General features: G+C 66.3%; 22 protein-coding genes. 9 read left to right on the top strand and 13 right to left on the bottom strand.

Annotation, left to right across the window (positions count from 1 at the left end; translation table 11 throughout):
• Positions 1-73: 73 nt before the first annotated feature.
• Both Q1W68_RS17330 and gloA read left to right on the top strand, forming a co-directional pair.
• Positions 74-499 (top strand): ribbon-helix-helix domain-containing protein, encoded by a 426-nt coding sequence (locus Q1W68_RS17330; protein ID WP_300717175.1) that lies wholly within the window; start codon positions 74-76, stop codon positions 497-499.
• A 27-nt stretch (positions 500-526) separates the two neighbouring features.
• Positions 527-1,060 (top strand): lactoylglutathione lyase, encoded by a 534-nt coding sequence (gene gloA, locus Q1W68_RS17325; RefSeq protein ID WP_300717174.1) that lies wholly within the window; start codon positions 527-529, stop codon positions 1,058-1,060.
• Here gloA and Q1W68_RS17320 read toward each other — a convergent pair whose 3' ends face one another.
• The 4 genes from Q1W68_RS17320 to Q1W68_RS17305 all read right to left on the bottom strand — a co-directional run bounded on the left by Q1W68_RS17320 (position 1,061) and on the right by Q1W68_RS17305 (position 6,089).
• Entirely contained in the window at positions 1,061-2,071 is a 1,011-nt protein-coding gene (locus Q1W68_RS17320; protein WP_300650000.1) for a metal-dependent hydrolase, read from the bottom strand. It abuts the gene before it with no gap.
• A 63-nt stretch (positions 2,072-2,134) separates the two neighbouring features.
• The gene (locus tag Q1W68_RS17315; RefSeq protein WP_300649998.1) at positions 2,135-2,761 is read right to left on the bottom strand and encodes a protocatechuate 3,4-dioxygenase; all 627 of its coding nucleotides are present in this window, start codon (positions 2,759-2,761) and stop codon (positions 2,135-2,137) included.
• Positions 2,758-5,445, bottom strand: a complete 2,688-nt coding sequence (locus tag Q1W68_RS17310) for a bifunctional acetate--CoA ligase family protein/GNAT family N-acetyltransferase (protein ID WP_300717173.1) — start codon at positions 5,443-5,445, stop codon at positions 2,758-2,760. Before Q1W68_RS17310 ends, Q1W68_RS17315 begins: the two co-directional genes overlap by 4 nt.
• Positions 5,442-6,089 carry a DUF502 domain-containing protein gene (locus Q1W68_RS17305; RefSeq protein WP_300649995.1) on the bottom strand — a complete coding sequence of 216 codons (648 nt, stop codon included), beginning with the start codon at positions 6,087-6,089 and terminating at the stop codon, positions 5,442-5,444. Before Q1W68_RS17305 ends, Q1W68_RS17310 begins: the two co-directional genes overlap by 4 nt.
• A gap of 221 nt (positions 6,090-6,310) precedes the next feature.
• On the opposite strand from Q1W68_RS17305, the gene Q1W68_RS17300 reads away from it, so the two are divergent.
• Positions 6,311-6,649, top strand: coding sequence for a hypothetical protein (locus Q1W68_RS17300; protein ID WP_300649993.1), 339 nt, complete (start codon positions 6,311-6,313; stop codon positions 6,647-6,649).
• Between the two features lie 2 nt (positions 6,650-6,651).
• On the opposite strand, the gene rsmI is transcribed toward Q1W68_RS17300, so the two are convergent.
• A complete protein-coding gene (gene rsmI, locus Q1W68_RS17295) occupies positions 6,652-7,590 on the bottom strand; it encodes a 16S rRNA (cytidine(1402)-2'-O)-methyltransferase (protein WP_300649991.1) in 939 nt (312 codons plus the stop codon).
• On the opposite strand from rsmI, the gene Q1W68_RS17290 reads away from it, so the two are divergent.
• From Q1W68_RS17290 to Q1W68_RS17280, 3 genes are read left to right on the top strand one after another with little or no spacing between them, the layout of a single operon-like run.
• Positions 7,590-8,021, top strand: a complete 432-nt coding sequence (locus Q1W68_RS17290; protein ID WP_300717172.1) for a YraN family protein — start codon at positions 7,590-7,592, stop codon at positions 8,019-8,021. The genes rsmI and Q1W68_RS17290 overlap by 1 nt on opposite strands.
• A 36-nt stretch (positions 8,022-8,057) precedes the next feature.
• Positions 8,058-8,678 (top strand): SIS domain-containing protein, encoded by a 621-nt coding sequence (locus Q1W68_RS17285; protein ID WP_300649989.1) that lies wholly within the window; start codon positions 8,058-8,060, stop codon positions 8,676-8,678.
• Positions 8,675-9,322: a BON domain-containing protein gene (locus Q1W68_RS17280; protein ID WP_300649988.1), complete on the top strand. Its 648-nt coding sequence runs from the start codon at positions 8,675-8,677 to the stop codon at positions 9,320-9,322. Before Q1W68_RS17285 ends, Q1W68_RS17280 begins: the two co-directional genes overlap by 4 nt.
• A gap of 40 nt (positions 9,323-9,362) precedes the next feature.
• Here Q1W68_RS17280 and Q1W68_RS17275 read toward each other — a convergent pair whose 3' ends face one another.
• From Q1W68_RS17275 to Q1W68_RS17265, 3 genes are all read right to left on the bottom strand, one after another.
• Positions 9,363-10,265, bottom strand: coding sequence for an NAD(P)-dependent oxidoreductase (locus Q1W68_RS17275; RefSeq protein WP_300717171.1), 903 nt, complete (start codon positions 10,263-10,265; stop codon positions 9,363-9,365).
• A gap of 132 nt (positions 10,266-10,397) precedes the next feature.
• On the bottom strand, positions 10,398-11,534 hold the full coding sequence (locus Q1W68_RS17270) for a PilT/PilU family type 4a pilus ATPase (RefSeq protein WP_300658151.1): 1,137 nt from the start codon (positions 11,532-11,534) through the stop codon (positions 10,398-10,400).
• Positions 11,535-11,553: 19 nt separating this feature from the next.
• Complete coding sequence (locus tag Q1W68_RS17265; RefSeq protein ID WP_291216638.1) at positions 11,554-12,597, bottom strand: type IV pilus twitching motility protein PilT; 1,044 nt, start codon at positions 12,595-12,597, stop codon at positions 11,554-11,556.
• A gap of 39 nt (positions 12,598-12,636) precedes the next feature.
• On the opposite strand from Q1W68_RS17265, the gene Q1W68_RS17260 reads away from it, so the two are divergent.
• On the top strand, positions 12,637-13,353 hold the full coding sequence (locus Q1W68_RS17260) for a YggS family pyridoxal phosphate-dependent enzyme (RefSeq protein ID WP_300717170.1): 717 nt from the start codon (positions 12,637-12,639) through the stop codon (positions 13,351-13,353).
• On the opposite strand, the gene Q1W68_RS17255 is transcribed toward Q1W68_RS17260, so the two are convergent.
• Positions 13,337-13,879: a DUF3617 domain-containing protein gene (locus Q1W68_RS17255; protein ID WP_300717169.1), complete on the bottom strand. Its 543-nt coding sequence runs from the start codon at positions 13,877-13,879 to the stop codon at positions 13,337-13,339. The two genes, Q1W68_RS17260 and Q1W68_RS17255, sit on opposite strands and share 17 nt — an antisense overlap.
• Before the next feature lie 69 nt (positions 13,880-13,948).
• On the bottom strand, positions 13,949-14,422 hold the full coding sequence (locus Q1W68_RS17250) for an Lrp/AsnC ligand binding domain-containing protein (RefSeq protein ID WP_300717168.1): 474 nt from the start codon (positions 14,420-14,422) through the stop codon (positions 13,949-13,951).
• A gap of 104 nt (positions 14,423-14,526) precedes the next feature.
• On the opposite strand from Q1W68_RS17250, the gene Q1W68_RS17245 reads away from it, so the two are divergent.
• Positions 14,527-17,502, top strand: coding sequence for an L-glutamate gamma-semialdehyde dehydrogenase (locus tag Q1W68_RS17245; protein ID WP_300717167.1), 2,976 nt, complete (start codon positions 14,527-14,529; stop codon positions 17,500-17,502).
• 3 nt (positions 17,503-17,505) lie between these two features.
• Here the strand turns inward: Q1W68_RS17245 and Q1W68_RS17240 are convergent, their stop codons facing one another.
• Positions 17,506-20,484, bottom strand: coding sequence for an EAL domain-containing protein (locus Q1W68_RS17240; RefSeq protein WP_300651381.1), 2,979 nt, complete (start codon positions 20,482-20,484; stop codon positions 17,506-17,508).
• A gap of 237 nt (positions 20,485-20,721) precedes the next feature.
• On the opposite strand from Q1W68_RS17240, the gene Q1W68_RS17235 reads away from it, so the two are divergent.
• Entirely contained in the window at positions 20,722-21,027 is a 306-nt protein-coding gene (locus tag Q1W68_RS17235; protein ID WP_300651379.1) for an RNA-binding protein, read from the top strand.
• 75 nt (positions 21,028-21,102) lie between these two features.
• On the opposite strand, the gene Q1W68_RS17230 is transcribed toward Q1W68_RS17235, so the two are convergent.
• On the bottom strand, positions 21,103-21,588 hold the full coding sequence (locus Q1W68_RS17230; RefSeq protein WP_069045096.1) for a response regulator: 486 nt from the start codon (positions 21,586-21,588) through the stop codon (positions 21,103-21,105).
• On the bottom strand, positions 21,585-24,864 hold a 3,280-nt coding region (locus Q1W68_RS17225), incomplete at its 5' end, for a PAS domain-containing protein (protein WP_300717166.1). The genes Q1W68_RS17225 and Q1W68_RS17230, both read right to left, overlap by 4 nt.

Genomic DNA, 24,864 nt, shown 5'->3' with positions numbered 1-24,864 from the left:
GGGGGCTGATCCGGCTTGGGGCGGCCCGGCGCCGGATCGGCTTTCCTTTTTGAGATGCTAGGAGATCAACACCATGTGCGAATTTTTCGTCAAGGCCGACCCGATCCAGTACGAACAGCGTTCGCGCACGGTGCGCATGCACGGTGTGCTCACCAGCATCCGGCTGGAGAACATGGTGTGGGACCTGTTGGCCGAGATGGCCGAGGACGAGGGCTGCACGACCAACGCGCTGATCGCGCAGTTCCATGACGAAATCCTGGCGCACCGGGGTGAGGTGCCCAACTTCGCGTCGTTCCTGCGCGTGACCTGCATGCGCTACATGCGCCGGCGCATGATGGCGCTGGAGAAGCAGCAGGGCGACGCGGGACTGCGCGCTCAGCCGCTGCCGGTGGCCGCCACGGATGCCCTCACCACGCCGCTGCAAGGCACCGGCACCGATGGGCGCGGTGCGCGGCGCCCGACGTTCTCGCCGGTGGTCTCGCCGATCCGCGCCCGTTGAATTTTTGTTTTTTCCAAGGACCTTTTGATGAGCTTCACCACCGAAAACCAACCCGGCGTCTGCGCCCAGCCCAGCGATGCCACGCGTGGTTTCGTGTTCAACCACAGCATGCTGCGCGTGAAGGACCCGGCCGTGGCGCTGGACTTCTACACCCGCGTCATGGGCATGCGCCTGCTGCGCAAGCTCGATTTCCCCGAGATGTCGTTCTCGCTGTACTTCCTGGCGCGCCCGGAGGACGGTGCAGCGCCGGCCGATGTGGGTGATCGCACCAGCTGGACCTTCAGCCAGCGCGGCGTGCTCGAACTCACCCACAACTGGGGCACCGAGGGCCAGGCCGATTTCAGGTACCACGACGGCAACGCCCAGCCGCAGGGCTTTGGTCACATCTGTTTTTCGGTGCCCGACCTGGCCGCGGCGGTGGCCTGGTTCGACGAGAACCAGGTGCCTTATGTGAAGCGGCCCGACCAGGGCAAGATGAAAAACGTGGCCTTCATCAAGGACCCCGACGGTTACTGGATCGAGATCGTGCAGCCCGATTTGTTGGCCGGTCTGGGCAGTTGATCAGACCCCAGGCGAGGGAATGCGTTCGCCGCGCATGCGCCGCCACAACCAGTCCAGTGCAGGGCCGATCTCGGGGCGCTGACCGTTGAGCGTTGGGCGGTGCCCACCCTGGGCTCGGGCGGTCTCGGTGCCCAGATCGAAGTGGAAGGTGTAGCGGGGCTCCTGGCCCATGCGAAGGTCGGTCACGAACAGGCGCCCGCCCGTTTCCGACACGCTGTAGAAGCCGTGCGTGAACGCCGCGATGCGCGCCACCGAGGGCTCGTCGGCGTGGCGCTCCAGCAGGCCGGCGCCGCGCTCGTGGCGCGTCCAGGTGATGCGCTGGTCGTCGTCCATCAGCGAGTAGTGGCCTTCCAGGTAGTGCGTGGGCGTGGTGGCCACCAGCCGCCACAACACCGTGTTGAACGGCGAGGGCGTGACCAGCAGGCCGGAGGCGTTGATGCCCTCTTGTTGCAGTGAGGCGCGCGCCACCTGCGTGGCGTGCTGCTGCACACCGACACCCCAGGCGAGGTAGAGCGTGCTCAGTGCCAGCCCCGCCACGTTCCAGCTCAAACCTCGCGGGTTTTTCAGCCGCAGTGCAGCGACCACACCCACGATCAGTGGCACGGTGTAGAGCGGGTCGATGATGAAGATGCTGCCCACACCGAACGGGTGGTCGGTGAAGGGCTGCAGCAGCTGCGTGCCGTAGACCGTCATGGTGTCGAGCAGCGGGTGGGTGATGAGCACCAGCCACAGCGCCAGCCACCAACGCTTGAACAGGGCCGCTTCGCCGTGGATGCGCGAGACGATCCAGGCCATCACCGGCGCGGCCAGCGTGAGCAGGAAGAGCGCATGGCTTTCGGCGCGGTGGCGCGTCATGTTGAGGATGGCGTCGCCGTGGTCGATGAAGGCGTCCAGGTCGGGCAGGGTGCCGCCGATGGCGCCCCACAGCGCGGCTTTCCACACCGCGGTGCGTCGGCCCATCACAGCCACGCCGACGGCGGAGCCCAGGGCAATTTGAGAGAGTGAATCCATGGGCGCGAGCTTAAGCGCGGGGGCAGAGTCCCGTGGCCTGCGCGGGCTTTTCAGGGCCGGGTTCTAGGCCTGCACAACGATGGGGAAGTTGGCCTTGATGCCGTCGCGACCGGCCGCGAATGGCACGGTGAGTGCCGCGCGGTTCTCGGCATCGAGCCGCCGCCACAGAAAGTCGCGGTCGTTGCCCGGATCACCCGCCACATACAGCTGCGTGGTCAGCAACTCCCTGCGGTCCAGCTTCACCTTCACATGGATGTGCGGCGTGCGCCCGCCGTAGGGCACCGGGCGGATGGTGCGGAAGCGGTATCGGCCGTCGCGCCCCACGCTCACCTTGCCGAAGCCCTGGAACGCCGGGTCGGCGCGTCCGCCGTCGCCGGGGTGGTGGTAGTGGCCCGCGTGGTCGCACTGCCAGATCTCGACCACCGCACCCGACACCGGCACACCCGCCCGATCGACCACCGTGCCTTCCACCCAGGCGGGCTGGCCCTGGCCGTCGTTCACCTGGCCGTTCTTGAGCAGGTCGGCGTCGCTGTCGGCCGGCAGGGCCACCGGGTAGAACGGGCCTTCGGTCTGGCTGGGCGTGGGGCGCAGGTTCTTCGCCTGTGCGATGGCCGACGGCAACCAGGCGGGGGCGGCCAGGGCGGCGGCGCTGGCGATCAACAGATGGCGGCGGTTGGGCGTTGGATTCATGGCGTTGGCGTGGCTGGGGACTGCAGGTCCAGCGCGACGTACCGCGTTTCATGGTCGCCGGGATCGCTGGGGTTGGTCGACGCTTGGAAGCCCAAGGCCTTCGCAAGTTCCAGCATGCCGCGGTTGATGCGCAGCACGGTCCCGAAGATGCGCTGCGTGCCGCGCGCGCGCAGGTGCTCGATCAGTTTGCTCATGAGCTTGTGGCCCAGGCCGCTGCCCTTGAGGTCGGAGCGCACGATCACGCCGAACTCGGCGCCGATGTTGTCGGGGTCCACCGCCGCGCGCACCACGCCCAGGGTTTCCTCCACGCCGTCAGGCCCCAGGCGCGTGGCGATGAACGCCATCTCGCGCGCGTAGTCGATCTGCGTGAGCCGGGCGAGCTCGCTGTGTTCGATGTGGCGGCGGCTGTAGAACACGCGCAGGCGGATGTCTTCCGGGTCGAGCCGCTCCAGGAACGCACGGTGCTGGGCCTCGTCCTCCGGGCGGATCGGGCGCAGCGTGATGGGCTGGCCCTGCCAGTTCCACATCTCCACCAGGTCTTGCGGATAGGGCTGGATGGCGAAGTGGTGGGCGCCAGCGGGACGTTTGGCCGAGACACGCACCCGCGCATCCAGCGCCACCGCGCCTTCGTGGTTCGCCAGCAGGGGGTTGATGTCGAGCTCGGCGAGTTCGGGCACGTCGGCCAGCAGCTGCGACACGCTCACCAGCACCTGCGCGATGGCGTCCAGGTCGGCGGCGGGTTCGTCGCGGTAGCCGCGCAGCAGTTTCGCCACGCGGGTGCGCGCGATCTGGGCGAGTGCCAGGGTGGTGTTCAGCGGTGGCAGCGCCAGCGCGGTGTCGGCCAGCACCTCCACCGCCACACCGCCCTGGCCGAACAGGATGGTGGGGCCGAACACCGGGTCCACGCTGGCGCCGACGATGAGTTCGTGCGCGTGCTGCTTGCGCACCATGGTTTGCACGGTGAAGCCTTCCACCTTGGCGTCCGGCCGCTGCTCGCGCACGCGCGCCAGCATGGTGGCGCAGGCCTCGCCCACCTCGGCCGCGCTGCCCAGGTTCAGGCGCACGCCGCCCACGTCGGACTTGTGCGAGATGTCGAACGACAGGATCTTGAGCGCCACCGGGTAGCCCAGCGCGTCGGCGGCCGCCTGCGCTTCTTGCGCGTCGGGTCCGACGACACGCGTGGCCACCACCGGCAGTCCGGCGGCTTCCAGCAGGTCCTTGGCCTCGGGCTCGGTGAGCAGCTCGCGCCCGCTGGCGAGAACCCCGGACACGATGGCGCGGATGCGCGGCAGGTCGACCGCGTGCACCGCGCTGCGGGCCGGTGGTGTCTGGAGCAGCTCGGTCTGGTGTTCCCGGTAGGTTCGCAGCAACGAGAAGGCGCGCACCGCGTCTTCGGGCGTGTTGAAGTCGGGCACACCCGCAGTGCGAAACAGCGCGCGCGCCTGCGCCACCGCGCCGTCGCCCAGCCAGCAGCCCAGCACACGCTTTGGCGCGGCGCTGGCCAGCGGCAGCAGGGCTTGCGCAATCTCCAGGCTGGGCACGATGGCGGTGGGCGCGTGGATGAAGAGCACCGCGCTCCCGGTGTCGTGCGCCAGCGCTTCCAGCGCCTGCACATAGCGCGTGGCCGGCGCGTCGCCGATGATGTCCACCGGGTTGGCGTGCGACCAGTTGGCGGGCAGCACCGCATCGAGCCGCGCTTTGATTTCGTCGTCGAGCGCGGCCAGCGGCACGGCCTCGGAAGCGGCGGCGTCGGCCGCCATCACGCCGGCGCCCCCGCCGTTGGTGAGCACGATCAGCTGGTCGGCGCGGTTGCCGTGGAAGCGCGAGAGCGTTTCAGCGGCGAGAAACAGGTCCTGCAAGGTGCACACGCGCAGCATGCCGGCGCGCGCGATGGCCGCGTCGAACACCGCGTCCGACCCGGCGAGCGCGCCGGTGTGCGATGCGGCGGCCTGTTGCCCGGCGGCCGAGCGCCCGGCCTTGACCACGATCACCGGCTTGTTGCGCGCCGCGGCGCGCGCGGCCGACATGAATTTGCGCGGCGCTTCGATGCTTTCGATGTAGAGCAGGATGGCGCGGGTTTTCGGGTCGCTGCCGAGGAAGTCGAGCATGTCGCCGAAGTCGACATCGGCGCGTTCGCCCAGCGAGACGAAGTGCGAGAAGCCGATGCCGCGCGAGCCCGCCCAGTCGAGCATGGCCGTGACCAGCGCGCCCGATTGCGACACGAAAGCCAGCTCACCCGGCAGCGCGCCGGTGTGCGCAAAGCTGGCATTGAGCCCCAGGTGCGGCACCAGCATGCCGATGCAGTTGGGACCGAGGATGCGCAGGGTGTGCACGCGTGCAGCATCCAGCATGGCCTGCTTCTGCGCGGCGCTGAGACCGGCGGTGAGCACGATGGCCGCGCGGGTGCCGCGCGCACCGAGTTCGGTGATCAGCTGCACGACGCTGGCCGCCGGTGTGCACAACACCGCCAGTTCGGGGGCGGCGGGCAGGTCGGCCACCGAGGCGAAGGCCTTCACGCCACCCAGCTCGGCGTGTTGGGGGTTGACCGCGTAGAGCAGCCCCTTGAAGTCCCCGTTGTTCAGGTTGCGCCACACGGTGCCGCCCACGCTGGCGGGCCGCATCGAGGCCCCGATCACCGCCACGGAGGCGGGCGAGAAAAGGGCGTCGAGGTGGCGGATGCTCATGGGGTGGGGGTGGGGCGGTTGGGTTCGGCGGGGTCCAGGGGTTCGATGCTGGTGCCGCTGGTGCGGTTCGACGCCATCCAGGCCAGCAACGAAGAGCGCATGGCCTCTTCCACCGACATGTCGATGGGGGTGATCCAGCTGCGCGGCACGAACACCGTGTAGCCGCCGATCATGTAGCCCATGGGCAGGTACACGGCCACCTGGTCCAGCTCGGCCAGCGCGGGGGGCAGACCCTGCATGTTCTGGCGCGTGACCAGCCCCACGATGGACAGATCGTTGCCCGGCATGCGCAAGACCACCACGGCCTGCTGCTGCGTTTCCTTGTGGGGCGAAAAATAGTCCGCAAAACTCTTGAGCGAGGAGTAGATGCTCTTGACCACCGGCAGGTTGGTGAAGGGCAGTTCGATCCACGAGAGCCAGCGCGCCACGTTGGGCTGCGAGATCAGGAAACCCAGCCCGAGGATGAGGCCCGCGCCCAGCACGATGCCCAGGCCGGGCAGGTAGAAGTCGCCGATGAAGGGCCGGATCAACCACATGGCGATCGACTCGATCCAGGCCACGGTGAGGTAAAGCACGTAGACCGTGAGGGCGAGCGGCAGGAAGGTGATGAGGCCGCGGAAGAAGTACTGGTAAATCGGTTTCATGGGGGCCTTGGATGGACCTCGCGCGGGTGGTGCGCACGAGCAAGGGGCAGCATAGCAGTCAGCCTTGCCGTGCCGTGTGACGACCGTCGGTGCGCCGGCCCACCTTGCAGCCGGGGACAATGGCCCCATGTAAGCGACGTTTGGCCCAACCACTGATGGGGGCTGGATCGGTGCACAGCCTGCCCGCGGAACCAACACAGGCCCTTGGGGCTCAGTCATCCATGAACGGTTTATTCGACTTCTTTGCGCGCCTGGTGCGCGGCATCCTCAAACTCGCACTCGGCGTCGCCGCGCTGGTGTTTGTGCTCAGCCTGTTGCTGGCCACGCTGGTGGTGGTGCTGGGCATGTCGCTGTGGGCACTGATCACCGGCCGAAAACCCGCGCCTTTCGTGGTGTTCAACCGCTTTCGCCAGACTTCGCAGCGTTACACGCAGGGCGTGTGGCCGGGCCGGGGCCCAGCCCAGCCGATGGGCGATGTCGTGGATGTGCAGGCGCACGAGGTGCGCGATGCGCCCCCTCCGCGCGCCGGGCAGGACCCGATGGCGCGCGTGATCCGCTGAATTCAGTCGTCTGAATCGCCAGCGCCCTGGCGGCGCGCCAGCGCAGCGTTGTAGAGCGCGTTGCGCGGCTGGCCGGTGATCTCCGCGCACAGCTTCACCGCGGTTTTCAGCGGCAGCTCTTTCAACAGCACGTCCAGCGTGCGCAAGGCGGCCGCGTCCACACTGCCCTCGGCCTCCACGGCGGCGGGCTGCGGGTGCACCAGCAGCACAAATTCGCCGCGCGTGCGGTTGGCGTTGGCCTGCAGCCAGGTGCTGAAGTCCTGCGCCTTCAGGTGCGCCACTTCCTCGAACTGTTTGGTGAGTTCACGGCCCACGGTCAGCATGCGCTCGCCCAGCAACCCGAGGTCCTTGGCCAGTGCTTCGATGCGGTGCGGCGCTTCGAGCAGCACGCAGCCCCGCGCGTCCGCGCCGATCAGCTGCACCTCGCGTTGCCGCTCCGCTGCCTTGCTGGCCAGAAACCCCGCGAACACGAAACGCCCGTCCCAACCCCCCATGCCCGCCACCGTGCCCGACACGCTGAGCAGGGCGGTGATGCTGCTGGCGCCGGGGACCGGCACGCAGCGCAGGCCCGCCGCGTTCGCCGCCGCCACCAGGCGCGCACCCGGGTCGCTGACGCCGGGCGTGCCCGCATCGCTCACATAGGCCACGCGCTGGCCGGCCTGCAGGCGCTGCACCACGGTCTGCGCGGCCTCGGCTTCGTTGTGCTCGTGCAGGGCCAGCAGCGGCTTGTGAAGACCGTAGCCCTGCAGCAGCGCGGCGGTGTGGCGCGTGTCCTCGCAGGCCACGGTGTCCACGAGCGAGAGCACCTGCAGCGCGCGCAGGCCGATGTCGGCGAGGTTGCCGATGGGGGTGGCGACCATGTAGAGCGCGCCCTGCGGATAATGCTGGTGCGCCGCCGCGTCGCGCGCGGCCGCCAACAGGGATGGAGAGCTTGCAGACAATGTGGAGTTCCAGAAAACAGGGGGCGCCGGTGGCGACTCCAAAACAGGGGACGCGGGTGGCGCCTGTGCCCACCACCAAGGCCCGGGGCGATGCGGCCGAAGACGCTGCGCTGCTGCACCTGCAGCGCCAGGGCTTGAAGCTGGTTCAACGCAATTTCAAGACGCCCGGACGTGGCGGTGGAGAGATCGATTTGATTATGCGTGAGCCCGATGGCACGCTGGTCTTCATCGAGGTGCGCCAGCGCGCCAGCCAGCGCCAGGGCGGCGCCGGTGCCAGCATCACTCCGCTCAAGCAACGCCGCATCGTGTTCGCTGCGCGGCACTTTTTGTTGCGGCTCGGCTCTGAACCCGCATGCCGTTTCGATGTGGTGCTGATCGACGGCAGCAGCGGGCAGATCGACTGGCTGCGCGCAGCGTTCGACGCGTCCTGAGCAATTTGATACAGACCCCACCGCTATGATCGCCCCATGCTTCTGCAACGCATCCAGCAACAGTTCATCGACAGTGCCGACCTGAAGTACCAGTGTGCACAGTCACTGGCGCCCGCCGTGGAGGCGGCCACCAACGCGGTGCTCGCCAGCGTCACCGGTGGCGGCAAGGTGCTCTCGTGCGGCAACGGCGCATCGGCGGCTGCGGCCCAGCACTTTGCTGCCAGCTTTGTCGGCCGTTACGACCGTGAGCGTCCCGAACTCGCGGCGTTCTCGCTCTCGGCCGACGCGGCCGTGCTCACCGGCATCGCCAACGACTTCGACGTGCGCTCGGTGTACGCCCGCCAGGTGCGCGCGCTCGGCCAGGCCGGCGACGTGTTGCTGGCGCTCACCACGTCGGGCAACTCGCCCAACGTGCTCGCCGCGGTGGAGGCCGCGCACGAGCGCGACATGACGGTGGTGGCGCTCACGGGCGCACGCGGTGGGCAGCTCTCGCTGTTGCTGCGCGACACCGATGTGCACATTTGCGTGCCGCACGATCTGGCGGCCCGGATTCTGGAGGTGCACCACCTGGTGTTGCACTGCATTTGCGACGGCGTGGACGCCCAGCTGCTGGGCTTGCCCGACGTCTTCACCCACGAACAGGAAAATCCCCCATGAGTTTCAAACCCCTTGCCCTTCGCAGCCGTCTCGCCGCTGGCGTGCTCGTTGCCGTCACCTTGACCGTGGGCCTGTCGGCCTGCGCTCCCCTGATCGTGGGTGGCGCCATGGGCGGTGCCCTGGTGGCGGTGGACCGCCGCACCTCGGGCGCCCAGCTGGACGACCAGGGCATCGAGCTGCGCGCCACCAACCGCCTGCGCGACCAGATGGGCAACCGCGCCCGCGCTGCGGTGACCAGCTACAACCGCCGGGTCCTGCTTACCGGCGAGGTGGCCAGCGTGGCCGACAAGGAGCTGGCGGGCAAGATCGTGTCCGGGGTGGACAACGTGGCCGAGATCGTCAACGAGTTGTCGGTGACCAACAGCCCCTCGCTCACGGAACGCGCGGCCGACACGCTGATCACCGGACGCTTGAAAGCCTCGCTGGTGGACGCGAAAGACCTGTCGGCGAACGCCTTCAAGGTCGTGACCGAACGCAGCACCGTGTATTTGATGGGCCGTGTGACCCAGCGCGAGGCCGACCGAGCCACCGACATTGCGCGCAACACCTCGGGTGTTCAGCGCGTCGTGCGCTCGTTCGAGATCCTCACCGAGGAAGAACTGGCCCGCATGCTGCCCAAGCCGGCGGCCAACGAAGCCAAGTGACAGAACAGCAGCGCTTCGGCGCTGCTGTTCATTCAAGCGCTCATTTCAGGCGCTTGATCAGGCTGGAGGTGTCCAGGCGGTGACCGCCCATGGCCTGCACATCGGCGTAGAACTGGTCCACCAGCGCGGTGACCGGCAGGCGGGCACCGTTGCGCTTGGCCTCGTCGAGCACCAGGCCCAGGTCCTTGCGCATCCAGTCCACGGCGAAACCGAAGTCGAACTTGTCGGCCACCATGGTCTTGCCCCGGTTGTCGAGCTGCCAGCTTTGTGCCGCGCCCTTGCCGATCACGTCCAGCACCTGGTTCATGTCCAGCCCGGCCTTCTGGCCGAAGGCAATGGCTTCCGACAAACCCTGCACCAGCCCGGCAATGCAGATCTGGTTCACCATCTTGGTGAGCTGGCCGGCACCGGCCTCGCCCAGCAGCGTGAAGGCGCGCGAGAACGCCATGGCCGTTGGCTTCACCGCGTCGAAAGCCGCCGCGTCACCGCCACACATCACGGTCAGCAAGCCGTTGACCGCACCGGCCTGACCGCCCGAGACAGGCGCGTCCACGAACGACAGGCCCAGGGTCTTGGCGGCTTGGTAAAACTCGCGCGCCACATCGGCCGACGCCGTGGTGTGGTCCACAAAGATCGCCCCGGCGGCCATGCCGGCGAACGCACCATCGGCACCCAGGGTGATGGAGCGCAGGTCGTCGTCGTTGCCCACACACGCAAACACGATGTCGGCACCCACAGCCGCTTCGCGCGGCGTGGGCTGGTGCGCACCACCAAACTCGGCCACCCAGGCCGCGGCCTTGGCACTCGACCGGTTGTAGACCGTCACCGAATGCCCGGCGCGCGCGAGGTGCCCCGCCATGGGATAGCCCATCACACCGAGGCCGATGAAGGCGACTTTGCGGGCAGGGGTGGATTCGTAAGTGCGTTCAGCAATGTTGCTCATGAGGTGGTCTCTTTGGTTTTTTCAAGAATGCCGCGGAACTGGCTTTGCCAGGCCGCAGGCATTGTCCCCTGAGGGGGTGACGCGCCGAAGGCGCGGCGCGGGGGTGGGTCAATCCCCGCGCGGAGCGGGGGGTCACACGATCGTGAGGTGCTCGGTGCCCGCCGCCAGGTCGAGAGTTTTGGCCCGCTGGCTGTTGAGCTTGATCTGCAGGCGCAGATCGTTGAGCGAGTCGGCGTTGCGCAGCGCGTCTTCAAACGTGATGAGGTTGGCCTCGAAGGCGTTGAAGAGCGCCTGATCGAAGGTCTGCATGCCCATCTGGTTGCTCTTCTTCATGATTTCCTTGATCTCGGCCACATCGCCTTTGAAGATCAAATCGGAGATCAGCGGTGAGTTGAGCATGATCTCCACCGCGGCATGGCGACCTTTGTTGTCCTGTCGCGGAATCAGGCGCTGCGACACCAGGGCGCGCAGGTTGAGCGAGAGGTCCATCAGCAGCTGGGCGCGTCGCTCTTCCGGGAAGAAGTTGATGATGCGGTCCAGCGCCTGGTTGGCGCTGTTGGCGTGCAAGGTGGCCAGGCACAGGTGACCCGTTTCGCTGAACTGGATGGCGTGTTCCATCGTCTCGCGGTCACGGATCTCGCCCATCAGGATCACATCCGGCGCCTGGCGCAACGTGTTCTTCAGTGCAGCCTCCCAGCTGTCGGTGTCCAGGCCCACTTCGCGCTGCGTGACCACGCAATTTTTGTGGGGGTGCACGAATTCCACCGGGTCTTCGATCGTGATGATGTGGCCGTGCGTGTTTTCGTTGCGCCAGTCGACCATGGCCGCCAGCGACGTGGACTTGCCCGACCCGGTGGCGCCCACCAGGATGCACAGGCCGCGTTTGGACAACGACACGTCTTTCAGCACCTGCGGCAGGCCGAGCTTATCGATGGTGGGCAGCACGGCGGGGATGGTCCGCATGACCATGCCGACCTTGCCTTGTTGAATGAACGCGCTCACGCGAAAACGGCCGATGGCGGGTGGCGAGATCGCGAAGTTGCACTCCTTGGTGCGCTCGAACTCGGCGGCCTGCTTGTCGTTCATGATGGCGCGCGCCAGCGCCAGCGTGTGGGACGCGTTCAACGGCTGCGGTGACACCTTGACCACCGAGCCGTCCACCTTGATGGCCGGCGGAAAGTCGGCGGTGAGGAAAAGGTCGCTGCCGCTGCGGCTGAGCATCAGGCGCAGCAGGTCGTTGACGAATTTCGATGCCTGGTCGCGTTCCATGTGTCCTGCCTTCTGGTGCTCAGCCCGGGAAATTCTCGGGAATCTTGGCTTTGCCGCGTGCCTCGGCCGGGCTGATCACGTTGCGCTTGACCAGCTCCGAGAGGTTCTGGTCGAGCGTCTGCATGCCCACGTTGCTGCCGGTCTGGATGGCGGAATACATCTGCGCCACCTTGGCCTCGCGGATCAGGTTGCGGATCGCGCTGGTGCCCAGCATGATTTCGTGCGCGGCCACGCGGCCCGAACCATCTTTGGTCTTGCACAAAGTTTGGGAAATCACCGCCACCAGCGATTCGGACAACATGGCTCGCACCATGTCTTTCTCTTCGGCCGGGAACACGTCGATGATGCGGTCGATGGTCTTGGCGGCGCTCGAGGTGTGCAGCGTGCCGAACACCAGGTGGCCGGTTTCCGCGGCCGTCATGGCCAGGCGAATGGTCTCCAGGTCGCGCATCTCGCCCACCAGGATCGCGTCCGGGTCTTCGCGCAGGGCCGAGCGCAGGGCGTTGGAGAAGCTCAAGGTGTGCGGTCCCACTTCGCGCTGGTTCACCAGGCACTTCTTGGATTCGTGCACAAACTCCACCGGGTCTTCCACGGTGAGGATGTGGCCGTACTCGGTTTCGTTGAGGTGGTTGACCATGCCGGCCAGCGTGGTGGACTTGCCCGAGCCGGTCGGGCCGGTCACCAGCACCAGACCGCGTGGGCGCAAGGCCAGGTCGCCAAAGATCTTGGGCGCGTTGAGCTGCTCCAGCGTGAGGATCTTGCTCGGGATGGTCCGGAACACGGCACCCGCGCCGCGGTTGTGGTTGAAGGCATTGACGCGGAAGCGGGCCAGGCCTTCGATCTCGAACGAAAAGTCGCACTCCAGGAACTCTTCGTACTGCTTGCGCTGGCTGTCGTTCATGATGTCGTACACCATGCCGTGGACCTGCTTGTGGTCCAGTGGTTCGACGTTGATGCGTCGAACGTCACCATGCACCCGTATCATGGGTGGGAGACCGGCCGAGAGGTGAAGATCGGATGCTTTGTTCTTGACGCTGAAGGCAAGCAATTGGGTGATATCCATCCCGAGGTCCCGTGCGGTGTTGAGGTATGACGACTGATTATGACGACCATTGAAGGCAATCTCAAAGGGGTTCGAGAGCGTTTGAAGCAGGCCTGTGCACGCACGGGACGCGATGCGAACGCCGTGAGCTTGCTCGCGGTTTCCAAGACCTTCGACGCCGACGCCGTCTGTCTGGCACTCGATGCCGGTCAGCATGCTTTTGGCGAAAACTATGTGCAGGAAGGCGCGGAAAAGATCGAGGCCCTGCGCAGCCTCAGACCCGATGCTGCACTGCAATGGCATTGCATCGGACCGTTGCAAAGCAACAAAACCCGGCCGGTGGCCGAGGCTTTTGATTGGGTTCAGTCGGTCGACCGGCTCAAGATCGCGCAGCGCTTGAGCGAGCAGCGCCCTGCGGACTTGCCGCCGCTGCAGATCTGCCTGCAGGTCAATGTGGACGGCGGCGCGAACAAATCGGGGGTGGCGCCCGAGGCCCTGGCCGATCTGGCCTCGGTGGTGGTCCTTCTGCCGCGTTTGAAGCTGCGCGGGCTCATGTGCATTCCCGAACCATCACCCGACTTTGACACCCAGCGTGAACTGTTTCTGCGCGCCAAAGCCTTGTTCGACCAGCTCAATGCGCGGGGGATGGAACTCGACACCCTGTCCATGGGCATGAGCGACGACCTGGAAGCGGCCGTGGCCGCCGGCTCGACCATGGTGCGGGTGGGGCGGGGTGTGTTCGGCAGCCGGCCGACCAAGCTCACTTCATCGGTTTGACCGAGCCGCAGCTCGCCGACAGCCACTTGCCCTGTCCGTCGAGCGTGGTGTTCACCGGCTTGCCCTGGTGCGTGCTCTTCATCAGCATCTTCATGGTGTAGGCGGTGTCGCCGCTGAAGGTGTAGGTGCCCTCGCCCGAGGAAGCCGGGTTCTTGCACACGAAGTTCATCTTCAGGGCATTGGCGCTGCGCGAGGTGATCGTGGTGGTGCAGTCGCCCTCGGTTTGCACCGGCATGTCTTGTTTGGCGGCCATCTCGGGCGTGATGCAGACCTTCATGGCCATGCCGCCACCGGCACCCGCCGTGGGCATGGTCATGCCCTGTTTGGCCATCATGTCCTGCATCATCTTTTTCTCGGCCGCCGACATGCCCGCCATCTGCTGCTGCATCTGCGCCATGGCCTTGTCCATCTCGGGATTGCCACCCATCTTCTGGTTGATTTCCCACAAGCCGGGCTTGGTGCTCTGGGCGTGCACGGTGGCGCAGACAACGAATGCGCCGATCAGCAGGGTGAAGGTGCGTGACATGCTGGCTCCTGAAGGTGGTGCGCCCATTGTGCAAACGCGCCCGCGGCTGTCAACGCCCGTGTCAACGCATCACAAAGGCAGCTGCGAACTGTTCTTCACCTCTTCCATCACCGCGTAGGTGCGCGTCTCGCGCACGCCGGGCAGCTGCCAGAGCACGCTGCCGGCGAATTCGCGGTAGGCCGCCATGTCGGCCATGCGGGTCTTGAGCAAATAGTCGAAGCCACCGGCGACCATGTGGCATTCCATGATTTCGTCGCGCACCTGCACCGCTGCCTTGAATTCGTTGAACACGTTGGGCGTGGTGCGGTCGAGCAGCACTTCCACGAACACCATCATCCCGCGCCCGAGCTTCAGCGGGTTCAGCCGGGCCTCGTAGCCGAGGATGAAACCATCGCGCTGCAGGCGCTGGGTGCGCGCCAGCACGGCGGTGGGTGAGAGCGCCACCGCCTCGGCGAGCTTGAGGTTGGTGATGCGGCCGTCGGATTGCAAGAGCTTGAGGATCTTGAGGTCGATGCGGTCGGGCTCGGTGGTGTGGGGGTCCATGGCCGTCAATTATCCAGTTGATGACACGTTTTTGGTGAAAAGTTCGGCATTCATGCCGCGAACATACGCAGATCCACAAACCCATGCCCGCTCTGGAGTTCTGCATGCCGCGCACCACCGACCGCCTTCCCTTTCCCTACCGCCCCGAAGCCGGCGTGCTGGCGCAGCGCCTGAGTGCGCTGCAGGGCGCGCTGGACTGGGCTGCTGCCGCCACCCAGGCCGCGCCCTGGGTTCGCGCGGTGCGCGAGAACCCGCCACCGTTCTGGGCCATGGAAAGTTTGCTCAAGGAGTACCCGATTTCCAGTGCGGAAGGTCTGGCGCTGATGCGCCTGGCCGAGGCGCTGCTGCGCGTGCCCGATGCCGAGACGGCGATCGCGCTCACGGCGGACCAGCTCGGGCGCGCCGACTTTGATGGCGCAGCGGACTCCACGCTCGCCCGGCTGTCGTCGACGGCGATTGCGATGTCCAAACACTTCCTGCCGCAGGCGGGCAACGAGCCGGGCCTGATGGCCAAGCTCGGTGCGAAGACGGTGGTGGCCGCCACGCTGCGCGCGGTGCAGTTGCTGGGCCGCCAGTTCGTGCTGGGGCAAACCATCGAAGAGGGCATGAAGGAGGCGGCGTCGGCGCGCAAGCGCCAGGCCAACCTGGGTTTCAGCTTCGACATGCTGGGCGAGGGCGCGCGCACCGACGCCGACGCGCTGCGGTATCTCGCGAGTTACCAGAACGCGATCGCGGCCATCGCCCGAACGGCCGACCCGAAACGTCTGCCGAGCCACAACGACGGCATCTCCATCAAGTTCAGTGCACTGCACCCGCGCTACGAAGATGCGCAACACGAACGCGTGATGCGCGAGCTCGTGCCCCGCGTGTGGACCTTGTGCGAAGGCGCGGCTGCCGCCAACCTGAACCTGACCATCGACGCGGAAGAGGTCGACCGCCTCGAACTCTCGCTCGACGTGTTCGAGGCGTTGGCCAAGGCCGTGGCGCAACATTGTCCGCAGTGGCAGGGTTTGGGTCTCGCGCTGCAGGCCTACCAGACACGCGCGGTCGAACTCATCGAACACGTGGCGGCACTGGGCCGGCAATACCGGCTCAAGTTCATGTGCCGCTTGGTCAAGGGCGCGTACTGGGACGCCGAGATCAAGCGCGCGCAAGAGCAGGGCCTGCCCGCCTATCCGGTGTTCACCCAGAAGCCGCACACCGATGTGAGTTACCTCGCGTGTGCGCAGGCCTTGTTCGGTGCATCCGATGCCATCTACCCGCAGTTCGCCACGCACAACGCCGGCACCATTGCCGCCATCCTGCAAATGGCAACGAGGCACGGCGCTCCGTTCGAATTGCAACGCCTGCACGGCATGGGCGAGGGCATCTACCGCGAGGTGTTGAAGAACCCGGCCGTGTCGTGCCGCGTGTATGCGCCCGTGGGCGCGCACCGCGACTTGCTGGCCTACCTGGTGCGCCGACTGCTGGAGAACGGTGCCAACTCGTCGTTTGTGCACCAGCTCGCCGACGAATCGGTGGGCATGGACGAGTTGCTGATTTCGCCGCTGGAGCAGTCGAAACCAGGCATCTTGACCGCCTCGCTGCCATTGCCGCCGGCGCTTTACGGGCCGAAGCGCCCCAACAGCCTGGGGCTTGACCTGGCCGTGGCCGCGCACCGCGAGCCGCTGCTGGCCGCACACGCTGCGCTGGTGGTGCCTACCGTGCCCGAGGCCACGGGCGCAGCGGCACAGGCAGCGGTGGGCAAGGCCGTGCAGGCCTTCGCCGGCTGGAACCACACCCCCGTGGCCGAGCGCGCTGCCACGCTGCGCCGTGCGGCCGATGCCATGCAGCAGCAACTGCCGCGCCTGTGCGCCTTGTTGGTGAAAGAGGCCCACAAGGGCTGGAACGACGCGGTGTCCGAGGTGCGCGAAGCGATCGACTTCCTGCGCTTCTACGCGAACGATGCCGAGCGCGTGATGGCGCCGCAGACGCTGCCCGGCCCCACCGGCGAAAGCAACACGCTGCGCATGGAAGGCCGTGGCGCCTGGGTCTGCATCAGCCCGTGGAACTTCCCGCTGGCCATCTTCGCCGGCCAGGTGGCCGCCGCGCTGGCCACCGGCAACACCGTGCTGGCCAAGCCGGCCGAGCAGACGCCCGCCATCGCGCTCGAAGCGGTGAAGCTGTTGCACGCCGCCGGTGTGCCCGCCGGTGCCCTGCAACTGCTGCACGGCCCCGGCGAAACGGTGGGCGCCGCGCTGGTGGCCCAACCCGGCATTGCCGGTGTGGTGTTCACCGGCTCCACCCAAGTGGCCAAGATCATCCAGCGCGCGCTGGCCGCCAAAGACGGGCCGATCATCCCGTTGATTGCAGAGACCGGCGGCATCAACGCCATGCTGGTGGACAGCACGGCACTGCCCGAACAGGTGGCCGACGCGGTGGTGCAGAGCGCGTTCCGCAGCGCCGGCCAGCGCTGCTCGGCGCTGCGCCTGCTGTGCGTGCACGAAGCGATTGCCGACGGCGTGATCGAGATGATCGAAGGCGCTGCGAAGGAGCTGGTGGCGGGCGACCCGTCCGATCTGGCCACGGACCTCGGCCCGGTGATCGACGCCGAGGCGTTTGAAGGCATCACCCGCCACGTGCAGCGCCTGCACACCGACGCCAGGCCCTTGTTGGGCAGCCTCCGTGCCACACCCGCCATGCCTCATGTGATCGCACCCCAGATGTTTGAAGTGACCGCGATCGGCGAGGTGACGCAGGAGATCTTTGGCCCGGTGCTGCAGGTGGTGCGCTGGAGCGGCGACCCCATGGCCGTGGTGCAGCAGATCAACGCGCTGGGCTACGGCCTCACGTTGGGTATTCAAACGCGCATCGACAGCCGCGCGCAGGCGTTGGCCGCTGCGGCACGCGTGGGCAACGTCTACGTGAACCGCAACATGATCGGCGCCGTGGTGGGCGTGCAGCCCTTCGGTGGCGAAGGCCTGAGCGGCACCGGCCCCAAAGCCGGTGGCCCCAACTACCTGCTGCGCTTCTGCGCCGAGCAGACCCTCACCATCAACACCACCGCCGCCGGCGGCAACGTGGCGTTGTTCACCGGTTGAGCGTCAGCCCATGACCACCATGCCCGACGTGGGGTTCTCCAACATCGCGTCCAGCTCCTCGATGGGCAACGGCTTCGAAAACAGGTGGCCCTGGAACTGGTCGCAGCCCTGGTAAGCCAGGAAGTCGCGCTGCTCCTGCGTCTCCACGCCCTCGGCGACCACTTGCAGGCTCAGGCTCTGCGCCAGCGCGATGATGGCGCGCGAGATCGCGGCGTCGTTCGGGTCGGTCAGCACGTCGGCCACAAAACCTTTGTCGATCTTGAGCTGGTCCAGCGGCAGGCGCTTGAGCACCGAGAGTGACGAGTAGCCCACGCCGAAGTCGTCGAGCGAGAGCGTGACACCCAGTGCCTTGAGCATGCCCATCTTGTCGATGGTGATCTCCATGCGGTCGGCCAGCAGGCTTTCGGTGAGTTCGAGCTTGAGGCGGTGCGGGCGGATGCCGGTGCGCTTGATCGCGGCCATCACCATGTCCACAAAGTCGGGGTGGCGGAACTGGCGCACGCTGACGTTGACGGCGATGCTCAGGCTGGCGGTCTGCGGGCGGTGCGCCCAGATCGCGAGCTGCTCGCACGCGGTCTCCAGCACCCACTGCCCCAGCGGCAGGATCAGGCCCGTGTCTTCGGCCACCGGAATGAACTCAGCCGGCCACGTCATGCCGCGCACCGGGTGGTTCCAGCGCACCAGCGCTTCCACGCCGGTCACCACACCGACCCGGTCCACCTGCGGCTGGTAGTGCAGGATGAACTGCTGCTCGCGCAGCCCGATGCGCAGATCGGAGCTCACCGCCGCGTTGATGCTGACCGTGGCCTGCATGTCGGGATCGAAGAAGCACAGCGTGTTGCGCCCCATCGATTTGGCCTGGTACATGGCCAGGTCCGCTTGCTTGAGCAGTTCACCGACGTCGTTCTGGTCGCCGTTGAACGAGGCCACGCCGATGCTGGGCGTGGCGAAGTGCTGGTGCCCGTTGAGCTGGAAAGGCTCGCGCAAGGTCTTGAGGACTTTTTCGCCCAGCGCGCGCGCCTTGTAGACCGCCGCTTCGGCGTCGGTGCTCAGGTCATCCACCATCACCACGAATTCGTCGCCGCCCAGGCGCGCCACCATGTCGCTCTTGCGCACGCTTTGCGTCAGGCGCGAGGCCACTTTCTGCAGCAGCTGGTCGCCCATGTGGTGGCCCAGCGTGTCGTTCAGGATCTTGAAGTTGTCCAGGTCGATGAACATCAGCGCGCCGAACTGTCCGGTGCGCGCACTGGCTGCCAGCGCCTGCTGCAGCCGGTCCAGCAGGAGCTGGCGGTTGGGCAGGTCGGTCAGCGCGTCGTAGAAGGCCAGGTGTCGGATCATGTCCTCGGCCGTCTTGCGCTGCGTGATGTCGCGACCCACGGCCACCCAGTGCGTCACCTCTTCCGCGGTGGCTTGCACCGTCACCACTTCCAGCTCCACCCAGAACAGTGCGCCGTTCTTGCGCCGCACCATCAGTTCGCTGCGGGCCTGCTGGTTGTGCTGAAGGCTGGCCACCAGGGAGTTCAGGTGGGTCATGGCCGGGTCCAGCTCCAGCAGGATGCGGGGGGTCTGCCCGATGACCTCGGCGCGCGTGTAGCCGGTTTGCTGCTGGAACGCGTCGTTCACGAACACGATGCGTGGCTCCTGGCTGCCGGCGCCGGTTTCGGCAATCGCCACGATGTCGTTGAGCCTCGAGACGCTGGTCTCCAGCAGCATCAGCTGCTCCTGCGAGCGGCGCCGCTCCGTCACATCCCGGAAGTACACCGCCAGGCCCTCGGCGAAAGGATAGGCACGCACCTCCATCCACTTGCCCAGCGTGGGGAAAAAATCTTCCAGTTCCACCCGGCGGTTGGTGTGGAGCGACCGGGTGAGCTTGTCTTTGAGCCGCTCGGCCAGCCCGCCGCTGAAGTCGTGCCAGACCTCCTGTCCCAGCAGGTCGGCGGTGGTCTTCTGCAGCAGGCGTTCGCTCTCCTGGTTGAGGTAGGTGAAGCAGCACTGGCGGTCCAGCGTGACAAACGCCTCTGTGATGCTGGCCAGCGTGGTGGTCAGGCGCATCGCCAGGCGCAGGGTGTCCTGCTGGGCCTGCTTCTGTGCCGAGATGTCCTGGATCGCACCCTGGATGCGGACGATTTCGCCGTCGTTGCCGCGCACGGCGGAACTCACGGTGCGCACCCACTTGGGCGCACCGCCCTCCACCATGATCTGCAGCTCTTCGTCGAAACCTTCACCGCTGCGTGCGCAGCGTTCCAGCCGTTGGCGGATGCCGCTGCGCCACTCCGGGTTGTAACGCTGCACCATGCTGTCCAGCGAGGTGACCTGGCTGTGGTCGGTCAGGCCCAGGATGGTGGCGAACTCATCGGAATGCACCAGCTCGCCGCTGCCCACCTGCAAGGACCAACTGCCCGCGCCCGCCGTGTGTTCGGTGAGGTTCAGCCGACTCTCGCTCTCGCGCAGGATCTGCACGTTGTGCAGCTCAATCTGCTCACAGCGCTGTGTCAACGCCACCGTGTCCAGCGCATGGGCTGCCAGCGCCACCAGCGCCGGGTTGCTGGTGTCGCAGGGGTGCGCCGGATCGCCGTTGACCAGCAGGAAAGCCGAACGGGCGCCGCCCTTGACCGCGATCAGTGGCCACCAGTGCAGGTTGCGCAGCACCATCGGCGCTGCCCATGCCTCCAGTTGCGGCCATGCCGGGTGACCGGCCAGCTCGCCCAGGTGGCTCTCCTGAGCACCGTCCGGTAACAGGGTGGCGAGAACCTGCGGCGCGCCCACGATGGCCGCCGTGTGCAGCCCGTGGGAGCCGAGCACCCGGGGGGGCCACTGTGTGGTGTCGAAAAACACCGAGGCCGACACCCCGGCGTGTTGGGCCGCCCAGCCCGCCAGCCGATCAAATCCGCCGCGCTGTGCAAACTCGCCCGGATCGTTGACCGCCATCGCCCGGGCGGAGTGGTCGGAGGCGGCTGTGGGTGCTGGGGAAGCGGATCGCATGGGGGACTTCCGGTGGTGGGATGGCCTGAGAATACCGAAGAGGTGTCACACGCAGGGCACATGGATGTGCTCACATCACGGGCGGGATGTGATCTAGCGCACAAGACGCCGTGCTGCTGGGCCAAGTTGTAACAAAACTGTTAGTTGCCGCAGCATCTGGGCTACCATTCACTCCTGCCGCTGCCTGGGGTATCGGCACGAATACAACCGCAACGACAGAAACATCGGGAGTCGATTGTGAGCACACTTGCAGAACTCAGACAGCACAGCGATGTGCCGAGCTTGAAATCCGCGCTGCACCAACTGTGCAGCGAGTTCGGTCGCATCACCCGCCTGGACATCCTGACCGCCATGCACGAAGGCACCAAGCAGGCCATCTGCTTCCTGCGCATGGAGCGTCCCGAGCAGGAGCAGCAGCTCATGAAAAGCCTGGGCGTCGGCCGTTTCGGTGGCGAGGTGGTGTTCGTCCTCAACCTCAACACGCCGGCCACGGCCAACGATTTCGGTCCTTCTTCGCAGTGGGCCGATTCCGACATCTATTGATCGCCCGCTCGCTTCCCCATCACAGGCCCTTTAAGGGCCTGTTTGCATGGTGCGCCCGATGCCGGATGTGCCGGCTCAGATCAGATCGCCGAAACCGGTGTTGCGCACGGTGGCGTTGACGGTCTGCGGCGCGGTCTGGTTGATGTTGATCCAGAACTCGCACACGTGCTTCATGGCACTGAGGAACTGCGAAAACTCGGTGGGTTTGGCGATGTAGGCGTTGGTGCCGGCGTCGTAGGCGCGCAGCAGGTCGCTGGGTTCGGTGGACGAGGTGAGCACCACCACCGGGATGTTGTGCAGCAAGTCGCTGCCCTTGATCTCTTTGAGCACACCGATGCCGTCGAGCAAGGGCATCTTGAGATCGAGCAGGACCAGCACGGGGTTGCTGCCAGAGCGGTTGGTGAAGCCGTTGCGCCGGTGCAGGTAGTCCAGCGCCTGCATGCCGTCGGACACGTGTGTGACGCGCCCGTCCAGACCGTGGCGCGAGAGCGCCAGTTTCGTCAGTTCGGCGTCGTCGGGATTGTCTTCAACCAGGAGAATCGCGTCGGCGTTTTTGCTCATGATTCCAGGGGGGCAGGCATCGAATCCAGGTTGGCATCCGAAAAACCAGGGCCCTCAAAAGGTAAGGAGAAATAAAAGACGCTGCCGACACCGAGTTCGCTTTCGGCCCAGATGCTGCCGCTGTGCCGCTCGATGATGCGCCGCGTGAGCGCCAGCCCGATGCCCGTTCCCTCGAACTCCGAGGCCCGGTGCAAGCGCTGGAACACGCCAAACAGCTTCTGCGCGTATTTTGTGTCGAAACCCACACCGTTGTCACGGACAAAGAAGGTGTAGCCCACCACAGGGTCGATGGTCCAGCCCACCTCGATGCGCGAGCGCTCTCGCGGCCGGCTGTATTTGTAGGCATTGCCCAACAGGTTGGCCCACACCTCGCGCAGCAACAAGGCGTCGCCCTGCACCACCGGCAGGTCGGGAGCGACCACCCAGTCGACGATGCGACCTTCGGTGTCGTGTCCGATCTGGGCGACCACCGCCTCGACCAGCAGCTGGAAATCCACCGGCGTCACGTTGACCGCTGCCCTTCCCAGGCGCGAGAAGGCCAGCAGGCCGTCGATGAGCTGGCTCATGTGGCGGGCCGAGTTGCCGATGGTGTGGAGGTATCGCGCGCTCACTTCGTCGCACTGACCGCCCATGTGCTCTTCCAGCAGGCTCACAAAACTGGAGATGTGGCGCAGCGGCGATCTCAGGTCGTGCGACACCGAATACGAGAAGGACTCCAGGTCCTTGTTGGCCGCCAGCAACTGCTCGGTGCGCTCCACCACGCGGTTTTCCAACTCGTCGTTGATGTTGCGCATCAGGTCGTCGAGCCGTTTGGCGTCGGTCATGTCGCGGTTGATCTTGGCAAAACCGCGCAGCTCGCCGAGGTCGTCGCGCAAGGCGATCAGCACCGAATGCGACCAGTACTGCGTGCCGTCCTTGCGCGTGTGCCAGTTGTGCAGCTCGTGCTGGCCCCGGGACGCCGCCAGGCGCAGCATCTGGTCGGCCCTGACCTTGCCGTGCTCCGGGTTGGCCGGGTCGAACAAGACGCCGTAGTGCCGTCCCAGCATCTGCGTGGGCGAGTAGCCGTCCATTCGCTGGGCGCTGTCGGTCCAGTCGGTGACGCGGCCGTCGGCGTCCATGAAAAAGATGCAGTAGTCGCGCAGGTTGTCCACCATCAGACGGAAACGCTGCTCGGCCTCCAGCAGCTCGGCCGATCGCTCGCGGATGCGCTGCTCCAACTCTTCGTTGAGGTTGCTCACCCGCTCTTCAACCAGCTTGCTGGCCGTGATGTCGATGATCTGGACAAACAGCCCCCGCACCTTGCCGTCCTGCACATCCGGCAAGTAGCGGCCGCTGATGTAGATGTGCTTGCCATCGACCGTGGGCCGCCACGCCGTGAAGATTTGCTCGTGCCCCGCCAGCGTGGCTTCCATGCGCGGCTTGGTGTCGGCCCAGATGTCGGGAGGCAAGCAGTCCTTGATGTGCTGGCCCACGATGCGCTTGGGGTCCATGCCGTACACGCGCAGGTGCTCCGCGTTCGCAAAGCGGAAGCGCAAGCCGTCATCGAGGTAGGCGATCAGGCCGGGGACGTGGTCGGTGATGGTCTGCAGGAAACGCTGGTTGTCGCGCAGCGAGATTTCGGCGGCCTTGCGGCGCGTGATGTCCACCACCGTGGTGTTGCTGCGCAGGAAATGACCATCCTTGTCGCGCACTGCCGAGGAGGACAGCAGCGCATGAAAGGTGGATCCATCGCGCCGGCGCATCTGGTACTCCACCCCTTCCAGTGCGTCGTCGTGCAGGATCTTGCGCATGCGGGCTTCGAGCAGCGGAACATCCGCCGCCGGAATCACGTCGCGAAAGCCCATCTTGCCCACCACCTCGTCGCGGCGGTAGCCCAGCCAACCCAGTTCGGTGTCGTTGATCGATACAAAGGTGCCAGCGGTGTTGAGTGAGTGGTAACCGCAAGGCGCCTGGTTGTAGAGGGCCTGGGCCTGGCTCAGGGCCTCGTTGAGCTGGGCGTTGGCGCGGCTGACCTTGTCTTCCGAGGCTTTGCGCTCGGTGATGTCGAGCATCTGGATGAACAGGCCGGCAACCTCGCCGTTGTGGCGGTAGGGCGTGTAGTCGATGTTGGCGTAGAACACGGTGCCGTCGGGGAACACCCGTTCGCCCTCGAAGCGTTGTGCCTCGCCGGCCAGCGCGCGCTCGAGGCGCGGCCGTGCCTCCTCGAAATCCTGGTTGCGCGCAATCAGGCTCACGTGCCGGCCCACCAGCGCGTCCGGTGAGCTGTCGAGCCAGCGCGCATAGCTGGCATTGGCGAATCGGCAGATCAGGTCGCGATCGAAGAACGCCAGCTGCACCGGCACATTGCTGGCCACGGTCTGCAGGAAATTGCGCTGCGCCGCCAGAGCCATTTCGGCGGCCTTGCGCTCGGTGATGTCCACCAGCGTGTTGTTGGTGCGCAAAAAACGGCCCTGATCGTCCAGCACCGCGGTGGTGTTGAGCAGGCCGATGAAGCCGGTGCCGTCGCACCGCACCATGCCGATTTCCGCGGCCTCCAGCGTCTCGCCGCGCAACAGGCGCTGCAGGCGTTGCACCACCTCGTCGAGGTAGGCGGGTTGCACGTGGTCACGAAAGTGTTTGATGCCCACCACCTCGCTGCGGCTCTGGTAGCCCAGCCAGTCGAGCTCGGTCTGGTTGATCAGCACGTAGGTGCCGGAGGCGTCCACCGAGTGGTAGCCACAGGGTGCCTGGTTGTAGGCGATCTGGGCTTCGCGCAACGCCAAATGAATGCGGTCCTTGGCCTCGGCCAGTTCTTCGGTGCGCTGCTGCACGGCACGCTCCAACTCGGTGTTGAAGCGCTGGATGCTCTCCTGCTGCAGGTGCTGTTCGGTGATGTCGCGCGAAACCGCGAGCAACATCACGGGCTTGCCATGCGCGTCGCAGATCGGCGTCAACATGGTGTCCCACCACTTGGGCGTGCCTTTGAACGTGGGCCCGTAAGCCACGAACCGCGAACTCTCGCCCCGGCTGGCCGAAGCGATCGCCTCCATGGCGAGCTGAACGCCGTCATCGGGCCACCATTCGGTCCACGACCCCATGCGCACCTGCTCGAAGTCGTCCACCTCCACCAGACGGCAACCTTGCGCCGTCATCTGCACCACGCGCCCTTCCAGGTCCAGCACCTTGGTGCAATCAGGACTTCTGGCAATGATCTGGCGGTTGAGCTCGTCCTTGATGCGCGACTCGGCTTCGAGCACCCGCATCGGCGTGATGTCCTGGATGAAGCCGAGCTGGCTG

Origin of the sequence: Hydrogenophaga sp., from assembly GCF_030158645.1 — a bacterium.
Classification (GTDB): domain Bacteria; phylum Pseudomonadota; class Gammaproteobacteria; order Burkholderiales; family Burkholderiaceae_C; genus Hydrogenophaga.
The sequence above is the reverse complement of the archived record's forward strand: the minus strand, read 5'-3'. Positions and strand labels throughout refer to the sequence as shown.

Coding starts and splice junctions, on each gene's coding strand:
- Q1W68_RS17260 (WP_300717170.1), top strand. CDS start 12,637: ATGACGACCATTGAAGGCAATCTCAAAGGGGTTCGAGAGCGTTTGAAG.
- Q1W68_RS17305 (WP_300649995.1), bottom strand. CDS start 6,089: ATGAAACCGATTTACCAGTACTTCTTCCGCGGCCTCATCACCTTCCTG.
- Q1W68_RS17275 (WP_300717171.1), bottom strand. CDS start 10,265: ATGAGCAACATTGCTGAACGCACTTACGAATCCACCCCTGCCCGCAAA.
- gloA (WP_300717174.1), top strand. CDS start 527: ATGAGCTTCACCACCGAAAACCAACCCGGCGTCTGCGCCCAGCCCAGC.
- Q1W68_RS17280 (WP_300649988.1), top strand. CDS start 8,675: ATGAGTTTCAAACCCCTTGCCCTTCGCAGCCGTCTCGCCGCTGGCGTG.
- Q1W68_RS17285 (WP_300649989.1), top strand. CDS start 8,058: ATGCTTCTGCAACGCATCCAGCAACAGTTCATCGACAGTGCCGACCTG.
- Q1W68_RS17230 (WP_069045096.1), bottom strand. CDS start 21,588: ATGAGCAAAAACGCCGACGCGATTCTCCTGGTTGAAGACAATCCCGAC.
- Q1W68_RS17300 (WP_300649993.1), top strand. CDS start 6,311: ATGAACGGTTTATTCGACTTCTTTGCGCGCCTGGTGCGCGGCATCCTC.
- Q1W68_RS17250 (WP_300717168.1), bottom strand. CDS start 14,422: ATGGACCCCCACACCACCGAGCCCGACCGCATCGACCTCAAGATCCTC.
- Q1W68_RS17330 (WP_300717175.1), top strand. CDS start 74: ATGTGCGAATTTTTCGTCAAGGCCGACCCGATCCAGTACGAACAGCGT.
- Q1W68_RS17290 (WP_300717172.1), top strand. CDS start 7,590: ATGTGGAGTTCCAGAAAACAGGGGGCGCCGGTGGCGACTCCAAAACAG.
- Q1W68_RS17270 (WP_300658151.1), bottom strand. CDS start 11,534: ATGGAACGCGACCAGGCATCGAAATTCGTCAACGACCTGCTGCGCCTG.
- Q1W68_RS17255 (WP_300717169.1), bottom strand. CDS start 13,879: ATGTCACGCACCTTCACCCTGCTGATCGGCGCATTCGTTGTCTGCGCC.
- Q1W68_RS17320 (WP_300650000.1), bottom strand. CDS start 2,071: ATGGATTCACTCTCTCAAATTGCCCTGGGCTCCGCCGTCGGCGTGGCT.
- Q1W68_RS17245 (WP_300717167.1), top strand. CDS start 14,527: ATGCCGCGCACCACCGACCGCCTTCCCTTTCCCTACCGCCCCGAAGCC.
- Q1W68_RS17240 (WP_300651381.1), bottom strand. CDS start 20,484: ATGCGATCCGCTTCCCCAGCACCCACAGCCGCCTCCGACCACTCCGCC.
- Q1W68_RS17265 (WP_291216638.1), bottom strand. CDS start 12,597: ATGGATATCACCCAATTGCTTGCCTTCAGCGTCAAGAACAAAGCATCC.
- Q1W68_RS17315 (WP_300649998.1), bottom strand. CDS start 2,761: ATGAATCCAACGCCCAACCGCCGCCATCTGTTGATCGCCAGCGCCGCC.
- Q1W68_RS17310 (WP_300717173.1), bottom strand. CDS start 5,445: ATGAGCATCCGCCACCTCGACGCCCTTTTCTCGCCCGCCTCCGTGGCG.